Below are 15,893 nucleotides of genomic sequence, written 5' to 3'. Positions count from 1 at the left end.
TCAGGATTCCTTCACGGCGATGCTCTCGACAGTGTTGGCCACGTGCTCGAACGCGTCCGCGGCCTTCTCCAGCTCCTCGATGACGTCCTTGAGCTTGAGCACGGTCAGCGCGTCGTACTCACCGCTGAACAGGTGCGCCAGCAACCGCCGGTAGATCTGGTCGGCCTGGTTCTCCAGCCGGTTGATCTCGATCCAGTAGCTGGTGAGGTTCTTCATGGAGCGCAACCGCGTCATGGCCTCGGCGGTGAGCTCCGCGGCCCGTTCCAGGACCTCGACCTGGTCGATGATGCCCTTGGGCAACCGATCGAGGCTGTAGAGGCCGATGAGGTTGACGGCCGCGTCCATGGAGTCCATGACGTCGTCGAGACAGGAGGCGAGCCGGTAGATGTCCTCGCGGTCGAACGGGGTGACGAAGCTCTCGTTGAGCCTTCGCATGATGGCGTGGGTGCGGTCGTCACCGGCGTGCTCGCAGGCCCGCATCTTCTCGGTGATGGCCTCGCGATCAGCACCGTCGCTGATCAGCTCCACCAGTAGTCTCGACGCGATGACCAAGTTGTTCGCCGAGTCGGCGAACATCTCGTAATAACTGTCGTCGCGCGGTGTCAGGCGAAGACGCACATCTCTCTCCCGGGAGTGCGGTGGGGCTCGTGGTCCATTTGGGGCAGCCGCGTTCGATGGCCACCCCTCCCCTGGGCGTGGCCGCGCGGCACCCCTTCGTTAGCTGACGCAGGGGCGCGTCACTCGATGTTCACTTGAACCGCACCGGCGTCAAATGCCGACGTAGTGGCGCAATCATCCTAACCACCCCTGCTCTCGGTGCGGGGTATCCGGGCGTATTGGGCCTTTTCACGGTGACATGCGCCGACAGGGCACGGGAATCCGGGTGCGGTGCCCTTGAAGAGCGCCCTCCTCGGCTCATGTAACCCACATGACACATTTGATCAACTTACTCGTTGGGGGCAGTTTTCCCAATCGCCGTCTTCGTCCGTGTCGTAACCGCACGTCAGACGGGTGAGACATTGTCGATCGTTTCGGGATCGTGATCGTCGCGAGACGGGCTAGGGTCGTGGGGTGCCCGCCAAGCCCACCTCGACCCAGCGACGCCGCGCCGCATTGCGGACCGCCCTCGACGACCAGCTCAAGGCCCTGGACGAGGCCCCCTATTGCGGCCCCGACCTTCCTACAGATGTCCTCCGGGCGTGCGCGCACGCCGTGCTGCGCGCCCAGGACAGCGGGGCCGCCCCCGAACGCTCTGCGGTGAAGGCGGTGGTGCGCGCAACCCTGGTCGAACTGGCCGAGCGCGTCCCCGGGCACGCCCTGGAGGTCAGGGTTCCCCCTTTCGGAGCGGTGCAGTGCCTGTCCGGGCCACGGCACACCCGGGGCACTCCGCCCGGCGTCGTGGAGACCGACCCACTCACCTGGATCGCGCTGGCCGCAGGAACTCTGGACTGGCCCGAAGCCACCTCTGCGCACCGGGTCTCGGCCAGTGGAGTGCGCGCCGACCTGTCCGCCCTGCTTCCGCTCTGGGGACACGAGTCCCGACCTGCTTGACACGGGCTTGGACATGAGACGTTAAGCTGAAGCACGTGTCGCATCCCGACGGCCGGCTGACCATGGATATCGATCCACAAGAACGCGGACCGCAGGACGCCTGCGGAGTGTTCGGGGTCTGGGCTCCCGGCGAAGAAGTCAGCAAGCTCACCTATTTCGGTCTCTACGCTTTGCAGCACCGTGGACAGGAGTCCGCGGGCATCGCCCTCAGCGATGGCGAACGCATCGTCGTATACAAGGACATGGGGCTCGTCTCCCAGGTTTTCAATGAGGCGACCCTCGAATCGCTCCGAGGTCATCTGGCGATCGGCCACTGCCGTTACTCCACCACCGGTTCCCCGGTGTGGGAGAACGCACAGCCGACCTTCTACTCCGCCCGTGAGGGCGGTCTGGCGCTGGGCCACAACGGCAACCTCATCAACACCCCCGAACTCGCAGCGATGCTGCCTTCGGACCGGCTCACCGCCACCACCGACACCGAGGTGCTCACCAGCCTCCTGGCGTCCAATCCCGACCGCACCACCGAGGAAGCCGCGATGGAGCTGCTTCCCAAGGTCAAGGGCGCCTTCTCCCTGGTCTTCATGGACGAGGACACGCTTTACGCGGCACGCGACCCGCAGGGCATCCGCCCGCTGGTGCTCGGACGCCTCGACAGCGGATGGGTGGTGGCCAGCGAGACCGCGGCACTCGACATCGTCGGGGCCACCGTGGTCCGCGAGGTGGAACCGGGCGAGATGCTCGTCATCAACGCCAACGGCGTGAGCGCCAAACGGTTCACTCCGGCAGAGCCCAAGGGCTGCCTGTTCGAGTACGTGTACCTTGCCCGTCCCGACACCACCATCGCAGGACGCAACGTCAACAGCGCACGGGTGGAGGTGGGGCGGCGACTCGCCAAGGAGCACCCTGCCGAGGCCGACATCGTCATCCCGGTTCCCGAGTCGGGGACTCCCGCCGCGGTGGGCTACGCAGAGGGCAGCGGCATCCCGTTCGCGCAGGGGCTCGTGAAGAACTCCTACGTGGGCCGTACTTTCATCCAGCCCAGCCAGACCCTGCGCGAACTCGGCATCCGGCTCAAGCTCAACCCCCTGCGCGATGTCATCGGGGGCAAGCGGCTGGTGGTCGTGGACGACTCGATCGTGCGGGGCAACACACAGCGGGCACTGGTGCGAATGCTGCGCGAGGCGGGTGCCGCCGAGGTGCACGTGCGCATCTCCAGCCCGCCGGTGTTGTGGCCCTGCTACTACGGCATCGACTTCGCAACGAAGGCCGAACTGATCGCGGGGAACCTCTCCACCGAGGAGATCTGCCGGTCCATCGGCGCCGACTCCCTCGCCTACATCGGTCTGGACGAGTTGATCTCGGCCACCGAGGTACGCAAGGACCGGCTGTGCCGGGCCTGCTTCGACGGCGTCTACCCCATCGAGGTGGACGAGGACTCCAGAGGCAAGTACCTGCTGGAGAAGTCGTGCGGCACCCCCAAGAGCGCGTCGGTGTCGGCGTAGTCAAGTTCTCCCCGTCCCGGCGGCCCCAGCACGGGCCCGCCGGGACGCCAGTCGAGCGAAGAAGAGGTTTTCCGCGTGTCCGAGGGCACCAACACCACTCCGGCCTACGCCGCTGCCGGGGTCAACATCGCCGCTGGTGAGCGCGCGGTGGACCTGATGAAGAAGCACGTAGCACGGACCCACCGCCCCGAGCTCGTCACCGACTCCAGCGGGTTCGCCGGTCTGTTTCGGCTGGACCCGACCAAGTACACCGCGCCCGTCCTTGCGACCTCGACCGACGGTGTCGGCACGAAGGTCATGCTCGCCCAGACGTTGGGCAAGCACGACACCATCGGCATCGACCTGGTCGGCATGGTCGTGGACGATCTGGTGGTCAGCGGCGCCGAACCGCTGTTCATGACCGACTACATCGCCTGCGGATCGGTGGTGCCCGAGCGGATCGCCGAGATCGTCGGCGGGATCGCCGAGGGCTGCCGTCAGGCCGGATGCGCGTTGATCGGCGGCGAGACCGCCGAACACCCCGGAGCGATGGGGGCCGACGAGTACGACCTCGCCGGCGCGGGGACCGGCATCGTCGAGGCGGATGCCATCCTGGGCCCCGACCGGGTGCGGGCGGGCGACGTGGTGATCGCGCTGGCTTCTTCCGGCCCGCACTCCAACGGCTACTCACTGATCCGGCACGTGATCGACCGGGCGGGGCTCGACCTGCGCGCCGAGGTGCCCGCGTTGGGCGGGGTGCTGGGGGACGTGTTGCTCACCCCGACCAAGGTGTACGCCAAGGACTGCCTGGCGCTGATCGAGGCGGCGGAGGTCCACGCGTTCTCCCACATCACGGGAGGCGGCCTCGCCGCGAATCTGGCACGGTCCCTTCCCGGCACGGTGGACGCGACGCTGGACCGCTCGACGTGGAGCCCGGACCCGGTCTTCGGCTATCTCGCCGAGCAGGGAAAGGTGTCCCGCGCGGACATGGAGGCGACCTTCAACATGGGTGTGGGAATGGTCGCGATCGTCGCACCGGCCTCGGCCGAGCGCTCGCTGGCGGTTCTCGCAGAACGCGGCGTTCGGGCCTGGACGATGGGGACGCTCGCCCCGGGGACGGGCGAAGCCGTTCTCACCGGTGAGTACGCCTAGCTCGGGTCCTTGGTGCAGACATGCGAAACCGGGGCCTGTCTCAGTGAGACGGCCCCGGGTTTCGACGCCCCGCTGGCGGGGTTACCTGCCTCGTTTCACCGGCCACAGACTCCGTGGCCCAGCCCACTGACGTGGACCGGACCGGCAGGGCCTGCTCAACACCGATGAACCCGGTTGAGCGGATATTGCAGCCTGCTGACGGTACTACCGGGCGCATCAGCGACGATTGTCCGAACGTTCGGAATCGTCCCCTGCGCCCTCTTCACCACCCGCGTACCGATCGGCGTAGTCCGCGTAACGGTCAACCAGGTCGTCGTAAGGGTCTTCGGTGTCATCCGGAGGGCCCGAAGGCTCCGCAACCGACACGTCTTCCTCAGCGACACCCAGCTCTGACCGAAGCCGATCAAGGTCGGTACCACCGGCGCTGTACTTCAACCGCCGGGCGACCTTCTGCTGCTTGGCCTTGGCTCGGCCGCGCCCCATTGGCTCGACCCCCTCAACGATTGGGTTCTCACAAACCCCAGATCACTAGCAAAACCACAATGCCTGGCTGGCGACCATCACCGCACTGACGAGGACAGGCGCCAGCTTACGTACGGATACAACCGTACCCGGTTCAGGACCAACCTGCCTACGCCGCCCGCTCGGAACCGAGCGTGCCGCACAAAGCCGGAACGACGCCGACACTCTCCGGCGTCCCCCGCACCGCCCCTGCACACTCACGTGCCAGCGCTCGTCGCCCTCCGGGCTCGCTTCGCAGACATCGGGGGACGACCGGTGCGACCGGAGGAGTCGGCGCACGGCTCACGCCGCCCGCTGTTCCCCCGGCACGCGGGTCACGCCCCGTGGAGTGCCACAGACACGGTACCGTCTCCGCATTTAAGGGACGGCATCGGCATGCCAGCGAAGTGACCACAAGTGGCTTGCTGGCAGGGGCGGAGGTCCCCCGAAAATCCCCTGTCGTGTGCCACGATTCAGGCGTGCTCCCCTATACGGCCTATCTCCGGCTCTACCAGCCGATTGTGGCGTTCTCCAGCCGCGACCGGGCGTACTGGCGCGCGTACGCGGACTCGCCCGCGCGGCCGCGACGGGTGGAGGCCATGGCGGTCGAGCACGCACAGAGCCTGGTCCGGCTGAGCGCCACCCCTCCGGTGGTCGCACCGGCGAAGGAGAGCGGCGACGCCTATGTGCGCAGGATCGGCGACGAACTGTTCATCTGCCCATGGCAGACCAGACTGCGCTCCTGGCTGGCATTCGAGTCGTTCGAGACCCAAACCGACGAGCGCCGGCGCGGGGCGTTCATCACAGAGACGGTGGCCGGAGAGGTACGCGCGGACTTCGCCCGCTGGCGGGAGCGCGGCGAGCCCGCCAGCCCACAGATCCTGACCAGCACCTGGCGGGTCCCGCTCGCGTGGCTGCTGCCGTTCGAGGCCGACGAGCGCTGCCTGGTCCTGGGGCCTGCTCGCGGTGCCGATCGCGACCTGTCCTTCCCCATCCCGGGCGGAACCGGAGCCCTCGGGGAGACTGCCCCGCAGCCCGCCCCACGCCACGAGCCCCGAACCCTGCTGTACGTCGCTGAGATGGCCGACGCCCGCTCCCGGCTGACCCGGGCGGTATCCCTGCTGGGCGGGGTTGCTGCGGCCGGTTCCTCGTTACTGTTCGCGGTCGAGCGCCTGGAGGAGTGGTTGGTCGAACTGGCCCACCCACGGGCCCTCCTCGAGCTCGACTACGGCGGCCTGGTGCATCTCATGGACGACAGCGCCCTGCGCGACGACCACTCCGTAGCGGAGGCGTCCGCGGCGCTCATCGGCCTGGAGACGGGACACCCCGAGTTGGCCAAGGCCATGGCCGGGCGGCTTCGACAGCGCTGGAACGCTGTTCGGGCACTGCGCAACGCCAACTGAACGCAGGCAGCAGGCCCCTGAGCCCCCATCCGGCGCTCTGGCGGGGGCTGCGAGCGGTCGGGCGCGGGCCCGGTTCCCTGTCTTTCCCACCCCTCGGGGTCAACCTGGTGCACCAGGTTTCTCAGGGTGTTCCACCGATTTTCGAACAGGTAGAGGTGGGACAGGTCATGACGAGCTACACAGTTGGCATCAACTTTGCTGAAAATGGGCATACCATCCGATAGATATCGACATAGACTGTGTTGAGACCGTTACAGAGCGCACTCTGTGTAACTGAACACCCGTGCCGCAAAGGGGGTTCACATGGCACCTGACAGGCGCCGACACACGCACCAGGCATTCATGCCCAGCAGGCAAAACTGCTGATGGGTGGCCCGGCAGCCCCGCCCAGCCGACGGGGCATCCAGAGCATCGACCAACGCCGCCCTAGCACCCCAAGGTCGTTGAATCGAGAACGACAGGGCCGGAGGACGAAGTTTTGACCGAATACGCCACATGCCACTAAACGTGTCGCTAGAATCACTCAGCGTGACGCAACGCATGTGCGACTTTGGAGCTCCCATCCAACAAAGTCGCGTTAAGTGGTCGCGCAATCACCTCGGGTGATGCCAATATGTAGACCTAAGGGCAATATTGGACATCCGGGCCAAGTGCCAGGATTGAAGTCTCAAGGATCGGCACACAGATCCAGGAGGAGAGGCCGTACAAATGTCAACTCGCACGCCCGAGGCGGAGCCCCTGTTGACCCCTGCCGAGGTGGCCACCATGTTCCGCGTGGACCCCAAGACCGTCACGCGCTGGGCGAAGGCCGGCAAGCTGACCTCGATTCGGACTCTGGGCGGCCACCGCCGCTACCGCGAGACCGAAGTCCGTGCACTCCTGGCCGGGATTCCGAGCCAGCGCAGCGAGTAGCCCGCCCTCCAACTTCCGGAGTCCGGAAGGATCGCTGGGGGAGAATGACTGCCCGACGCACGAGGGCGGGTCGCCGAGGAAAGCGACCCGCCCTCGGCATGTCCGGGGCTAGGAGACGACCCGGCCCTCGACGTAGTCGGTACCCACCTGCTCCCAGGCGAGAAAACGTTCGGATTCGCCGAGCAGGGCACTGGTCAGCCAGACCGCGACACCGATGTCGTCGGCCAGCCCGAGGAACGGGATGAACAGCTCCGGGATGAGGTTGACCGGAGAGGCGATGTAGGCGATTCCGGCCAGGAACAGCAGTACGCGGGATGCCGGGAGCTGGTCGTAACGCCCCCTGGCCTTGGCCCCGAGCATCCGGGGCAGCGCCTTGATCCGGTCGGCGACGGGGGGCTTACCCGGCTGGTTGGCCTCACTGACGACCTTCCAGGCTGCCGCGCCGGCCGCGGCTCGGTTGGACTTGCGCATTCGCTTCACCTCGACAAGATCGGTGCGCTCGGGACGCTCCGAGTGCTCTTGCGATATGACGCGTCCCTGCCCCGTTCTGTTCCCGCCAAGTGGCGGTGTTATGCGGACTCCGCGGTGAAATGGGCCTCACCCCGGCCATCGGACGCGAGCCGGAGAGTCGGTGCGTGACATAGGTTGTTCACGCAGACCCGACCGAACCACCCCACTTCATCCCAACGGGGGCAAGCATCGGCACCACCCGCGGCCTCCGCCGCTCTCGATCATCGCGCATCCAGGCGCTCGCCCTGCTTCCCGTGCTGTGCCTGTCCCTGGCGACCGGATGCGCAGGTTCCCTGCCCGAGGGTGCCCGGCCCAATCCTGAGGGCACCGCCGACCTGCCCCTTCCGGCCCCCGGGGCGGGCGAAACGGCCGCCGGCGACAACGCGGCACCTCCGCGGCCGCAGCTGCCCCTCTCGGGTGCCACCGTGGTGGTGGACCCCGGGCACAACGGCGGGAACGCCGAGGCCGCGAGCGAGATCAACAAGCAGGTTCCCGCAGGCCCCGAGAAGAAGGCGTGCGACACCGTCGGCGCTTCCACCGGCGACGGGTACCCCGAGCACGAGTTCAACTGGGATCTGTCGCTACGTGTGCGTGACCGCCTCGCCGCCGAGGGGGCGACGGTCGTGCTGACCAGGCCGGACAACAAAGGCGTCGGCCCCTGTGTGAACGAGCGCGCGCAGATCGGCAACGACGCCGAGGCCGACGTCGCGATCTCCATCCACGCCGACGGCGGACCCGCGAGCGGACGCGGCTTCCACGTCATCGCCCCGGGCGAGGTGGCCGGGTACACCGAACCCATCCTGGAGCCCTCCCGCACACTCGCCGAGGACCTGCGCGACGAGTTCGTCGAGGTGCAACCGCACGCCGACTACCTCGCCGACGAGGGACTGGACTTCCGTACCGACCTGGGCGGGCTGAACATGTCCACTGTGCCCAAGGTCTTCCTCGAGGTCGGCAACATGCGCAACAGCACCGACGCCGCCAACCTCACCGACCCCGATTGGCGCGACGAGGCGGCCGAGGCCATCACTGCGGGCCTCTCCCGTTATCTTCTTCGGGACTGACCCAGGAATATCCGGTCCGCCCCGCGCCCTGTTTTCGGTGCGACCGTTGCAGGGCTTCGCGGGTTCCGGCCGACCGTCGCCACCGGCGGGCCGAAGAGGGCTGCACAGCGTCCGGCCCGGCCTGGCGGACCCGCGATCCCCTACGGACGAAGCGATCCGGTTGACCGCCGCAGCAATACCGGAGATCTGGAGCAAAGACGCGCGCAATCGGGCGCAGATATGGTGTGGGTCACGTCGGATATGCACAATATGGCTATGCCACTGACGCCCGCGGACATCCGCAACAAGCGGTTCAGCACCTCGCGCCTGCGCCCCGGATACGTCCGGGATGACGTGGACCTATTGCTGCGCAGGGTCGAGGCCACCCTCACCGCGGTAGCGAACGGACAGCGCGGCGGCGACCTGATCACAGCCTCGGATGTCATGCGGTCGCAGTTCCGGACCACTCTTGTCCGTAGCGGCTACGACGAGGAAGAAGTTGACGAGTTCCTCGACCGGGTCGCCGAGAGCCTGCGCGCTGCCGGACTGTACGCCGCAAGCGTGAACACCGGACAGTTCAAGCGAACCGGTGTCCCGAACAAGCCGGCCGGGACGGTCTTTCGGCTGCGCCCCGAGGACATTCGGAACAAGGGGTTCACCACCACCCGGCTGCGCAGCGGCTACATCGAGGACGAGGTCAACGCCTTTTTGGACCGGGCAGAGGCGACGATCTCCGCGGCGCTCAACGGAGCCGACGCAACCGAACCGCTGAGTGCGACAGAGGTGCGCGCGGTCCGGTTCACCTCGGCCCGGCTGCGCAGCGGTTACGCCGAGGACGAGGTCAACCAGTTCCTCGACCTCCTCGTCGACGAACTCGAACACCACGGCCTGCACTGAGGCCCGCCCCTGGAGGAGGTCCCGTCTCCACGGGGCCCGCTTCACGAAGCAACGGGCGGTCCGCCCTGCACGGCAGTCGGGTGGCGAGGGCGGACGGGCTCGTCACCACCGCTGCCGGCGACAGGACGATCCCGGAGAGGGCGCCGGCACCCCGACCGCCGGTGGGGCGGCGATCGCGTCACCCCCGACAACGACAGGACAGGGCTCCACCAGAACCTGGCGCGGAACCCGCGGTGCGGTTGCCTGCTCCTGGTGAACCGTGTCGTCCGCGTCCCGCCCGCCCGTTCAGCGTCCCACCTCGACCGATACCCCATTGGGGTATCGGTCGAGGTGCCGAGTGGATTATTCCGCCTCCGCCGCCCCGAATCGCGCGGAACACGCGTGGATGATTCGATCACAACCAGATACGGAAAGTAATATTCCATTACTTGAAGTAGCCATTATGTGGCTGGCGGGCCGCGATGCGAACGGCAGGGTGCGGAAATGGCCCAGGCGAAACTCCCCGAGAACCACGACGACACCGCCCGATTCCCCTATGGCGCGGCGCCTCTTCCCGCACAGTTTCCCCAGGGATACGCACCGGGGACGCCTTACCGATCCCAGCAGGTACCCGGGCAACGGTCACGGACCGTTCCGGCCGGCGCCGCGTCGGCGAGACGACATCCCTGGGAGCTTCCGCTGCTCCTCACCTGCCTGGTGATCACAGTGGGCATGGCCGCTGCCCTGAGCCGCGCCCTGTGGATCCACTCGGGCACCCCCGGCACGGCCGCCCTCGCCATGCTCGGCACGATAACGGGATACTGGCTGATCAGAGGACTCATCGAGGCCGATCACAAGGCGCGCTCGGCCAAGGTCTCGCCCACCCAGTTCCCCGAGGTGTACCGAATGCTGCGCGAGCTGTCCGCTGCGATGGACCTGCGGCGCGTCCCGGCCGTGTACGTGGGACCCGGCCGTTGACCGCTCCTCGGTGCGGCCGGGCACGGCTCCCGGCGCTACGTGGTCCTCGACCCCGACCTCTTCGAACTGGGCGGGCGGCTCCGCGACCCCGAGGCACTGCGGTTCCTGATCGCCCACGAGCTCGGCCACATCGCCGCCGGTCACACCGGCTACTGGCGCCGTCTGGGCAGTTGCGCAGGTTCCCTCCTGCCCGGGGTGGGCTCGTCACTGTCACGGGCGATGGAGTACACCGCCGACGATCACGCCTACGCGCACTGCCCTGACGGCGCACACGGCCTTCGGGTGCTGGTCGGCGGCAAGTACCTGTACCCCTACATCAACCTGGGCGAGATGGCCGAGCGCGCCCGAACCGAACGGGGGTTCTTCTCCCTCCTGCACAACCTCCTGTCGCGGCGGCCGAGCACGGTGCGTCGCCTCGCCGCCGTCCGGGACCGAAGCCGCCCCGGACGGGTGTTCGGCTGACGAGGCGCGGTGCGGTGCGCCCTCCCCCTCCCTGAGCGCCCGCACCCCCGACCAACGGGTGCAGCCGCTCCCCCACGACCGGTGCGGACGCCGTTCCCGGATACTGCCGTCGGTTGAGGTCACGGCGTCTTCCCCTCCCCGGCCGTCGGTCCGCCTCAACGGAACCGCGGACTCGGGACGGCAGACACCCCCGCTACGGCGGCGTCGGGACAAGAGAGGGCAGAGGCCGGGTCAGGTCAGGTCAGGTCAGGCGCACGACAACAGACCGCCCGCCGGCCGGGGCTCACGTCCGGAGGCTGGCCAGGAGCAGGTCCGCGAAGTGCTCGCCGACCTGGGCACCGCTCAACTCGCCGTCGGCGTGGTACCACATGCCGAGGTGGTGGACCGCGCCGAAATACTGGCTGACCACGATGTCGGGCGGCACGTCGGTCCGGAAGGCGCCCTCGCGGGCCCCCTCCTCGACAAGCGACCGGAACAGTTCGTGGTAGGAGCGGCGTTCTTTGCGCACCTGCGACTGGCGCGCGGGAGAGAGCATGTGCAGGGAACGGAAGAAGATGAGGGTGTCGTCGAGGTTGTCCACCGTGGTGATGACGACATCGGCCGCGGCCTGGTGCAACCGCCGGGCCACCGGCCCCTCCGCCTCGGCGAACGCGGCGAGCCGCCGCGTCTGCATACTCAGCACCCGCTCGTACACGGCGAAGAGCAGATCGTCCTTCGAGGTGAAGTAGTGGTACATCGCGCCCTTGGTGACCCCTGCGGCCTCCACAAGTTCCTGCACCGAGGTTCGCTCGAACCCGTGCTCGGCGAAGAGCCGGGTCGCCGCGGCGGTCAGCCGGTCCGGGACCGAGAGTGGGGCGGTTTCAGCAGCACCCGCGTCCGGTTCCACCGGCTTGGTCATGTGTCCGCCTCCCGCGTCGTGCGGCCTCGGACGCCCCGGGCCCCTTCCCGACCAGGATAGGCCACCTACATACCGACCGGTCTGTGATTCTCGTCCCGCTCAAGCGGCACGGAAAGCCCGGCTCAGCCGGGATCGACCTCCACCACTGTGCTCCCTCGCACCTCGCACAGAGCCTGGCCGGCGGTGAGCTCGGCGATCCAGGCCAGGAACCCGGGAAGTTCCTCGTCGGACACCGCCACGTCCACCTGGACATCGGTCTCGTAGCGCACTGCCAGGACCCGGTGGCGGGAGTCGCGCAGATCGCTCTCCAGACGTCCGGCCTGCTGATAGTCGGCGAGGACCTCGACGACCAGGAGCGTACGCAGCTCCAGCAGCCCGGACACGTTGACGGCAGCAGCAACGGCGTTCCCGTACGCCCTGATCAGACCGCCTGCACCGAGCTTCACCCCACCGAAGTAGCGGGTCACCACCGCGACGGTGTCGGTGATCCCGCGGTGGCGCAGCACCTCCAGCATCGGGACCCCGGCCGTGCCCGAAGGTTCACCGTCATCACTGGAGCGCTGCACACCGCCGTCGGCACCGAGCACGTACGCGGTGCAGTTGTGGCCGGCACCCCAGTGCAGTCTGCGTCGTTGTGCAATGAACGCGCGGGCCGCGGCCTCGTCGCCGACCCGGGCGAGCGCGCAGATGAACCGGGACTTCTTGATGTCGAGCTCGTGCTCGCCGTCGTGCTTGATCGTTCTCATCGCCGACCCGATCGTACGTGCCGGCGCCCCCGCGCCGGCACGTACGCCCTGCCCTGGGGACAGGACGCGGGTACCCGCGCCGCTGGGAGGGGAAGCGGCGCGGGTACCCGTTTTCTCCGGACCGACCAGCCGGGGAGGGACGGGAAGGCGGTCAGCCGGTCTTGGGGTGCCCGGCCGAGGCACCGGCCCTGTCGCCCCCGTCGCCGGGCGGCGCGGGATCGGTGCCCCCTTCTGCGGACGCGGTCTGGGCGGACGCGGCCTCGGTGGACGCGGTCTCGGTGGATACCGCACCGGAGGTCTCCGCCTCGGAGTGCGGGTCGAACTTCATCAGGGCGTCCATGTCGACGGAGTTGGGGTTGTCCAGCACGTAGCGCAGACGCTCCCGGTCGAGCTCGCCGTTCCAGCGGGCGATCGCCAGCGTCCCGATGCCGTTGCCGGTCAGGTTGGTGAGCGCACGGGCCTCGGACATGAAGCGGTCGATACCGACGATGAGCGCGATGCCGGCCAGCGGGATCACGTCGTCGAAGGCCGCCAGGGACGCCGCCAGCGTGACCAGGCCGGCACCACTGACACCCGCGGCGCCGTTGCTGGAGATCAGCATGAACAGCAGCAGGCCGATCTGGGTCCAGATGGACACCTCGGCGCCGGTCACCTGGGCGATGAAGATGGCACCCATGGTCATGTAGATGGCGGTGCCGTCCAGGTTGAACGAGTAGCCGGTCGGGATGGTCAGGCCGACCACCGACTTCTTGGCGCCGGCCGCCTCCAGCTTCACCAGCATCCGGGGCAGGACCGACTCGCTGGAGGAGGTGCCCAGGACGATGAGCAGCTCGTCGCGGATGAACCGGATGTACTTCAGCAGGCTGAAGCCCGTCATCCGGCAGACCGCACCCAGGACCAGGCCGATGAACAGGATGCAGGTGATGTAGAAGCTGAGCATGAAGTAGGCGAGGCTGCCGAGGACCTGCTCGCCGTACTCGCCGACGGTGAAGGCCATTCCGCCGAACGCGCCGATGGGGGCCGCGTACATCACGATCTTGATGACACCGAACATGATGTGGGACATGGTGTCCAGGGCGCGGATCGCGGGCTTGCCGCGCTCACCCATCATGGACAGCGCGCACGCCACGAGGATCGCCAGTACCAGGACCTGGATCAGCTGGCCCTCGGTGAAGGCGGAGAAGAACGTGGTGGGGATCAGGCTGAGCAGGAAGCCGGTGAGGCCCTCGCCTCCGGTCTCCTGAACCTGTTGGATGGTTCCGGCCGCCGCCGACTCGTCCAGGGTGATGTTCAGCCCCACGCCGGGCTGGAGCAGGTTGATCGTGACGAGGCCGATGCCCAGGGCGAAGACCGTGGTGACGTTGAAGTAGAGGACGGTCTTGAGCGCCAGCCCTCCGGCCCTGGCCAGGTTGCCGAGGTTGGCGATACCCACGACGACCGTGCAGAAGATCGTGGGGGCGATGACGACCTTGACGAGCTTGATGAAGAAGTCGGCCAGCCACTTGGTCTGGGCCGCCTGCTCCGGGAAGGTCAGGCCGAAGGTGATGCCCAACGCGATTGCGACCAGCACCCAGAAATAGAGCTGGTGGTAGATGCGCTTGCGTCGGGCCGGCTTCGCGGAACCGGTGTCCGGGCCTTCCGGGGATGGTGCGGCTTGTCCGAGGGCTGACACGTCGGACCTCCTAGCGGGTTTGTGCGGGGCGTCACATGACTCTCGCCACAGTCGTGTTTTACGAGCAAGCCACACGGTTGAAACTTCAGATTCGTCTGACATTCCGGTGCGCTGGGTCACCGGAATGCACACTGTGTGACGCCCGTCTCCCTGTGTGGCCACCGTTGGCACGCGGCTGTGAGCGGGGTCGCACCCCGAAACAGAGCGCGTAGGCTTGCGGCGTGCTCGAACGCCCCGGTCTCACCCGCCGTGCCGCCCTGCTGGGCGGCCTCGCGGTGCTGAGCGGATGCGCCTCCGACACCGTTGTGGACCCCGCGGAGCTGATCCTTGCCACCGGTCCGCCCGGCGCGGTGTTCCGCGAGATCGGCGCTGCTCTGGCGGGGGTCCTGGCCACCCGGCTGACACAGACGAGAGTGCGGTCGGTGGAGACGGGTGCCTCGGCGGACAATCTGCGAATGCTCAGCAGGAACCAGGCCCAGTTGGGGTTCGCCAGTCTGGACGCGGTGGTCGGCGAGAACGCCACCCCACCGCCCTGGGCGCGATCACTGGGCCGGGTCTACGACAGCCACCTGCACCTCGTGGTGCTCGCCGGTTCCCCCGTCGAGGAATACGCGGACCTGGCCGGTCGGGTCGTCTCCCTGGGCGCGGAAGGCTCGGGCACCGAGTTCACCTGCGAACGGTTGATCCGCCTGACCGGTCTGGGCATCGACGACGTGCGCCTGGACCAGGCCGAGTCGGCACGGGCACTGGTCAACGGCGAGATCGACGCCCTGTTCTCCCTGACCGGTATCCCCACCCCTGCGATCGAGGCGTTGGCCCGGGACCACGACGTCCGCTTCATCCCTCTGGAGGAGCAGGCGACCGACCTGGTGGACACCTACCCCGGTCCCTACATTCCCGCGACCGTGCCGTCCACTGCGTACCCGGGGGTGCCGCCCTGCCGCACCGTGGCCATCCCCAACCTGCTGCTGTGCCGGGCCGACCTGGCCCCGGAGGTCGGCGCGATCGTCACCGAGACCGTCTTCACCCAGTCCTCGGTGATCGCCGCCGACCGTCCCGAGGCCGCGCACATCAACGTGCGCACCGGCATCGCCACCGGCCCCGTGCCGCTGCACCCGGGCGCGCAGACGTGGTTCCGGGCCGCCAAGAAGTGACCGGTGCGGCGCGCCCCGCAGCGGCCGCCCCGGCGGCGGGCGCTCTGTAGGGTCGGGACATGCCGACTCCCTCCTTCGTCCTCGAACTGCGCGAGCGCCTTGGCCACGACCTTCTGCTGCTGATCGGTGCGACGGCGATCGTCATCGACGACCAAGACCGAATCCTGCTGCACCGGCGCGCCGACGACGGCCACTGGGCCACCCCGGGGGGAATCGTCGAGCCGGGCGAGCAGCCGGCGGCCGCCCTCGTGCGCGAGATCGAGGAGGAGACCGGCGTGCGGATACGGGTGGCGGAACTGGTCAGCGTGGTGATGGAGGAGCCCCACACCTACCCCAACGACGACCGGGTCCAGTTTCTGGACCTCGCGTTTCGCTGCCATCCGGTGAGCGGCACCCCTCGGGTCAACGACGACGAGTCCTTGGAGGTCGGCTGGTTCGCCTACGCCGACCTGCCCCCGATGCACGAACGCCTCATGCGGCGCATCGACCAGGCGCGCGCCGGTGTCAGCGGCTGGTTCGACCCCGACCGCACCGGCCCCTGGACCCCGTGATCC

Annotated in this window: 16 protein-coding genes and 1 pseudogene; 11 read left to right on the top strand and 6 right to left on the bottom strand. The window is 68.1% G+C overall.

Features of this window, described 5'->3' with window-relative positions; all coding sequences use genetic code 11:
* Window positions 1-618 (bottom strand): DUF47 domain-containing protein, encoded by a 618-nt coding sequence (locus AC0VYP_RS01955; protein ID WP_475472205.1) that lies wholly within the window; start codon window positions 616-618, stop codon window positions 1-3.
* A 453-nt stretch (window positions 619-1,071) separates the two neighbouring features.
* Between AC0VYP_RS01955 and AC0VYP_RS01950 the strand changes: the two genes are divergently transcribed.
* The 3 genes from AC0VYP_RS01950 to purM all read left to right on the top strand — a co-directional run bounded on the left by AC0VYP_RS01950 (window position 1,072) and on the right by purM (window position 4,184).
* A complete protein-coding gene (locus AC0VYP_RS01950) occupies window positions 1,072-1,551 on the top strand; it encodes a sterol carrier family protein (protein ID WP_285760630.1) in 480 nt (159 codons plus the stop codon).
* Between the two features lie 62 nt (window positions 1,552-1,613).
* Window positions 1,614-3,053, top strand: a complete 1,440-nt coding sequence (gene purF / locus AC0VYP_RS01945) for an amidophosphoribosyltransferase (protein ID WP_285760848.1) — start codon at window positions 1,614-1,616, stop codon at window positions 3,051-3,053.
* 75 nt (window positions 3,054-3,128) lie between these two features.
* The gene (gene purM / locus AC0VYP_RS01940; RefSeq protein ID WP_475472204.1) at window positions 3,129-4,184 is read left to right on the top strand and encodes a phosphoribosylformylglycinamidine cyclo-ligase; all 1,056 of its coding nucleotides are present in this window, start codon (window positions 3,129-3,131) and stop codon (window positions 4,182-4,184) included.
* A gap of 216 nt (window positions 4,185-4,400) precedes the next feature.
* On the opposite strand, the gene AC0VYP_RS01935 is transcribed toward purM, so the two are convergent.
* Complete coding sequence (locus AC0VYP_RS01935) at window positions 4,401-4,667, bottom strand: DUF3073 domain-containing protein (RefSeq protein WP_285760628.1); 267 nt, start codon at window positions 4,665-4,667, stop codon at window positions 4,401-4,403.
* A gap of 497 nt (window positions 4,668-5,164) precedes the next feature.
* Between AC0VYP_RS01935 and AC0VYP_RS01930 the strand changes: the two genes are divergently transcribed.
* The gene (locus AC0VYP_RS01930) at window positions 5,165-6,088 is read left to right on the top strand and encodes a DUF8083 family protein (protein ID WP_285760627.1); all 924 of its coding nucleotides are present in this window, start codon (window positions 5,165-5,167) and stop codon (window positions 6,086-6,088) included.
* Window positions 6,089-6,796: 708 nt separating this feature from the next.
* A complete protein-coding gene (bldC, locus tag AC0VYP_RS01925) occupies window positions 6,797-7,000 on the top strand; it encodes a developmental transcriptional regulator BldC (protein WP_011293174.1) in 204 nt (67 codons plus the stop codon).
* Between the two features lie 108 nt (window positions 7,001-7,108).
* Here bldC and AC0VYP_RS01920 read toward each other — a convergent pair whose 3' ends face one another.
* On the bottom strand, window positions 7,109-7,471 hold the full coding sequence (locus tag AC0VYP_RS01920) for a YkvA family protein (protein WP_475472203.1): 363 nt from the start codon (window positions 7,469-7,471) through the stop codon (window positions 7,109-7,111).
* Window positions 7,472-7,764: 293 nt separating this feature from the next.
* Here AC0VYP_RS01920 and AC0VYP_RS01915 point away from each other — a divergent pair, with 293 nt between their 5' ends.
* The 4 genes and pseudogenes from AC0VYP_RS01915 to AC0VYP_RS01900 form a co-directional block, all read left to right on the top strand.
* The gene (locus AC0VYP_RS01915) at window positions 7,765-8,574 is read left to right on the top strand and encodes an N-acetylmuramoyl-L-alanine amidase (protein WP_475472202.1); all 810 of its coding nucleotides are present in this window, start codon (window positions 7,765-7,767) and stop codon (window positions 8,572-8,574) included.
* A 249-nt stretch (window positions 8,575-8,823) separates the two neighbouring features.
* Window positions 8,824-9,450, top strand: a complete 627-nt coding sequence (locus tag AC0VYP_RS01910) for a DivIVA domain-containing protein (RefSeq protein ID WP_475472201.1) — start codon at window positions 8,824-8,826, stop codon at window positions 9,448-9,450.
* A 483-nt stretch (window positions 9,451-9,933) separates the two neighbouring features.
* A complete protein-coding gene (locus AC0VYP_RS01905) occupies window positions 9,934-10,407 on the top strand; it encodes a hypothetical protein (protein WP_475472200.1) in 474 nt (157 codons plus the stop codon).
* A 27-nt stretch (window positions 10,408-10,434) separates the two neighbouring features.
* Window positions 10,435-10,869, top strand: a pseudogene (locus tag AC0VYP_RS01900) (M48 family metalloprotease); the annotation flags it as partial.
* A 283-nt stretch (window positions 10,870-11,152) separates the two neighbouring features.
* Here AC0VYP_RS01900 and AC0VYP_RS01895 read toward each other — a convergent pair.
* The 3 genes from AC0VYP_RS01895 to dctA form a co-directional block, all read right to left on the bottom strand.
* A complete protein-coding gene (locus tag AC0VYP_RS01895; RefSeq protein ID WP_285760622.1) occupies window positions 11,153-11,767 on the bottom strand; it encodes a TetR/AcrR family transcriptional regulator in 615 nt (204 codons plus the stop codon).
* A gap of 122 nt (window positions 11,768-11,889) precedes the next feature.
* Window positions 11,890-12,513 (bottom strand): YigZ family protein, encoded by a 624-nt coding sequence (locus tag AC0VYP_RS01890; RefSeq protein WP_475472199.1) that lies wholly within the window; start codon window positions 12,511-12,513, stop codon window positions 11,890-11,892.
* Window positions 12,514-12,664: 151 nt separating this feature from the next.
* Window positions 12,665-14,185 carry a C4-dicarboxylate transporter DctA gene (gene dctA / locus AC0VYP_RS01885; RefSeq protein ID WP_475472198.1) on the bottom strand — a complete coding sequence of 507 codons (1,521 nt, stop codon included), beginning with the start codon at window positions 14,183-14,185 and terminating at the stop codon, window positions 12,665-12,667.
* Between the two features lie 221 nt (window positions 14,186-14,406).
* Between dctA and AC0VYP_RS01880 the strand changes: the two genes are divergently transcribed.
* Window positions 14,407-15,339, top strand: coding sequence for a TAXI family TRAP transporter solute-binding subunit (locus AC0VYP_RS01880; protein WP_475472197.1), 933 nt, complete (start codon window positions 14,407-14,409; stop codon window positions 15,337-15,339).
* A gap of 59 nt (window positions 15,340-15,398) precedes the next feature.
* Complete coding sequence (locus AC0VYP_RS01875) at window positions 15,399-15,890, top strand: NUDIX hydrolase (RefSeq protein ID WP_285760618.1); 492 nt, start codon at window positions 15,399-15,401, stop codon at window positions 15,888-15,890.
* Window positions 15,891-15,893 lie beyond the last annotated feature (3 nt).

The organism is Nocardiopsis sp. iso_186 (genome assembly GCF_056173365.1).
This window is presented reverse-complemented; position numbering and strand designations above follow the sequence as displayed.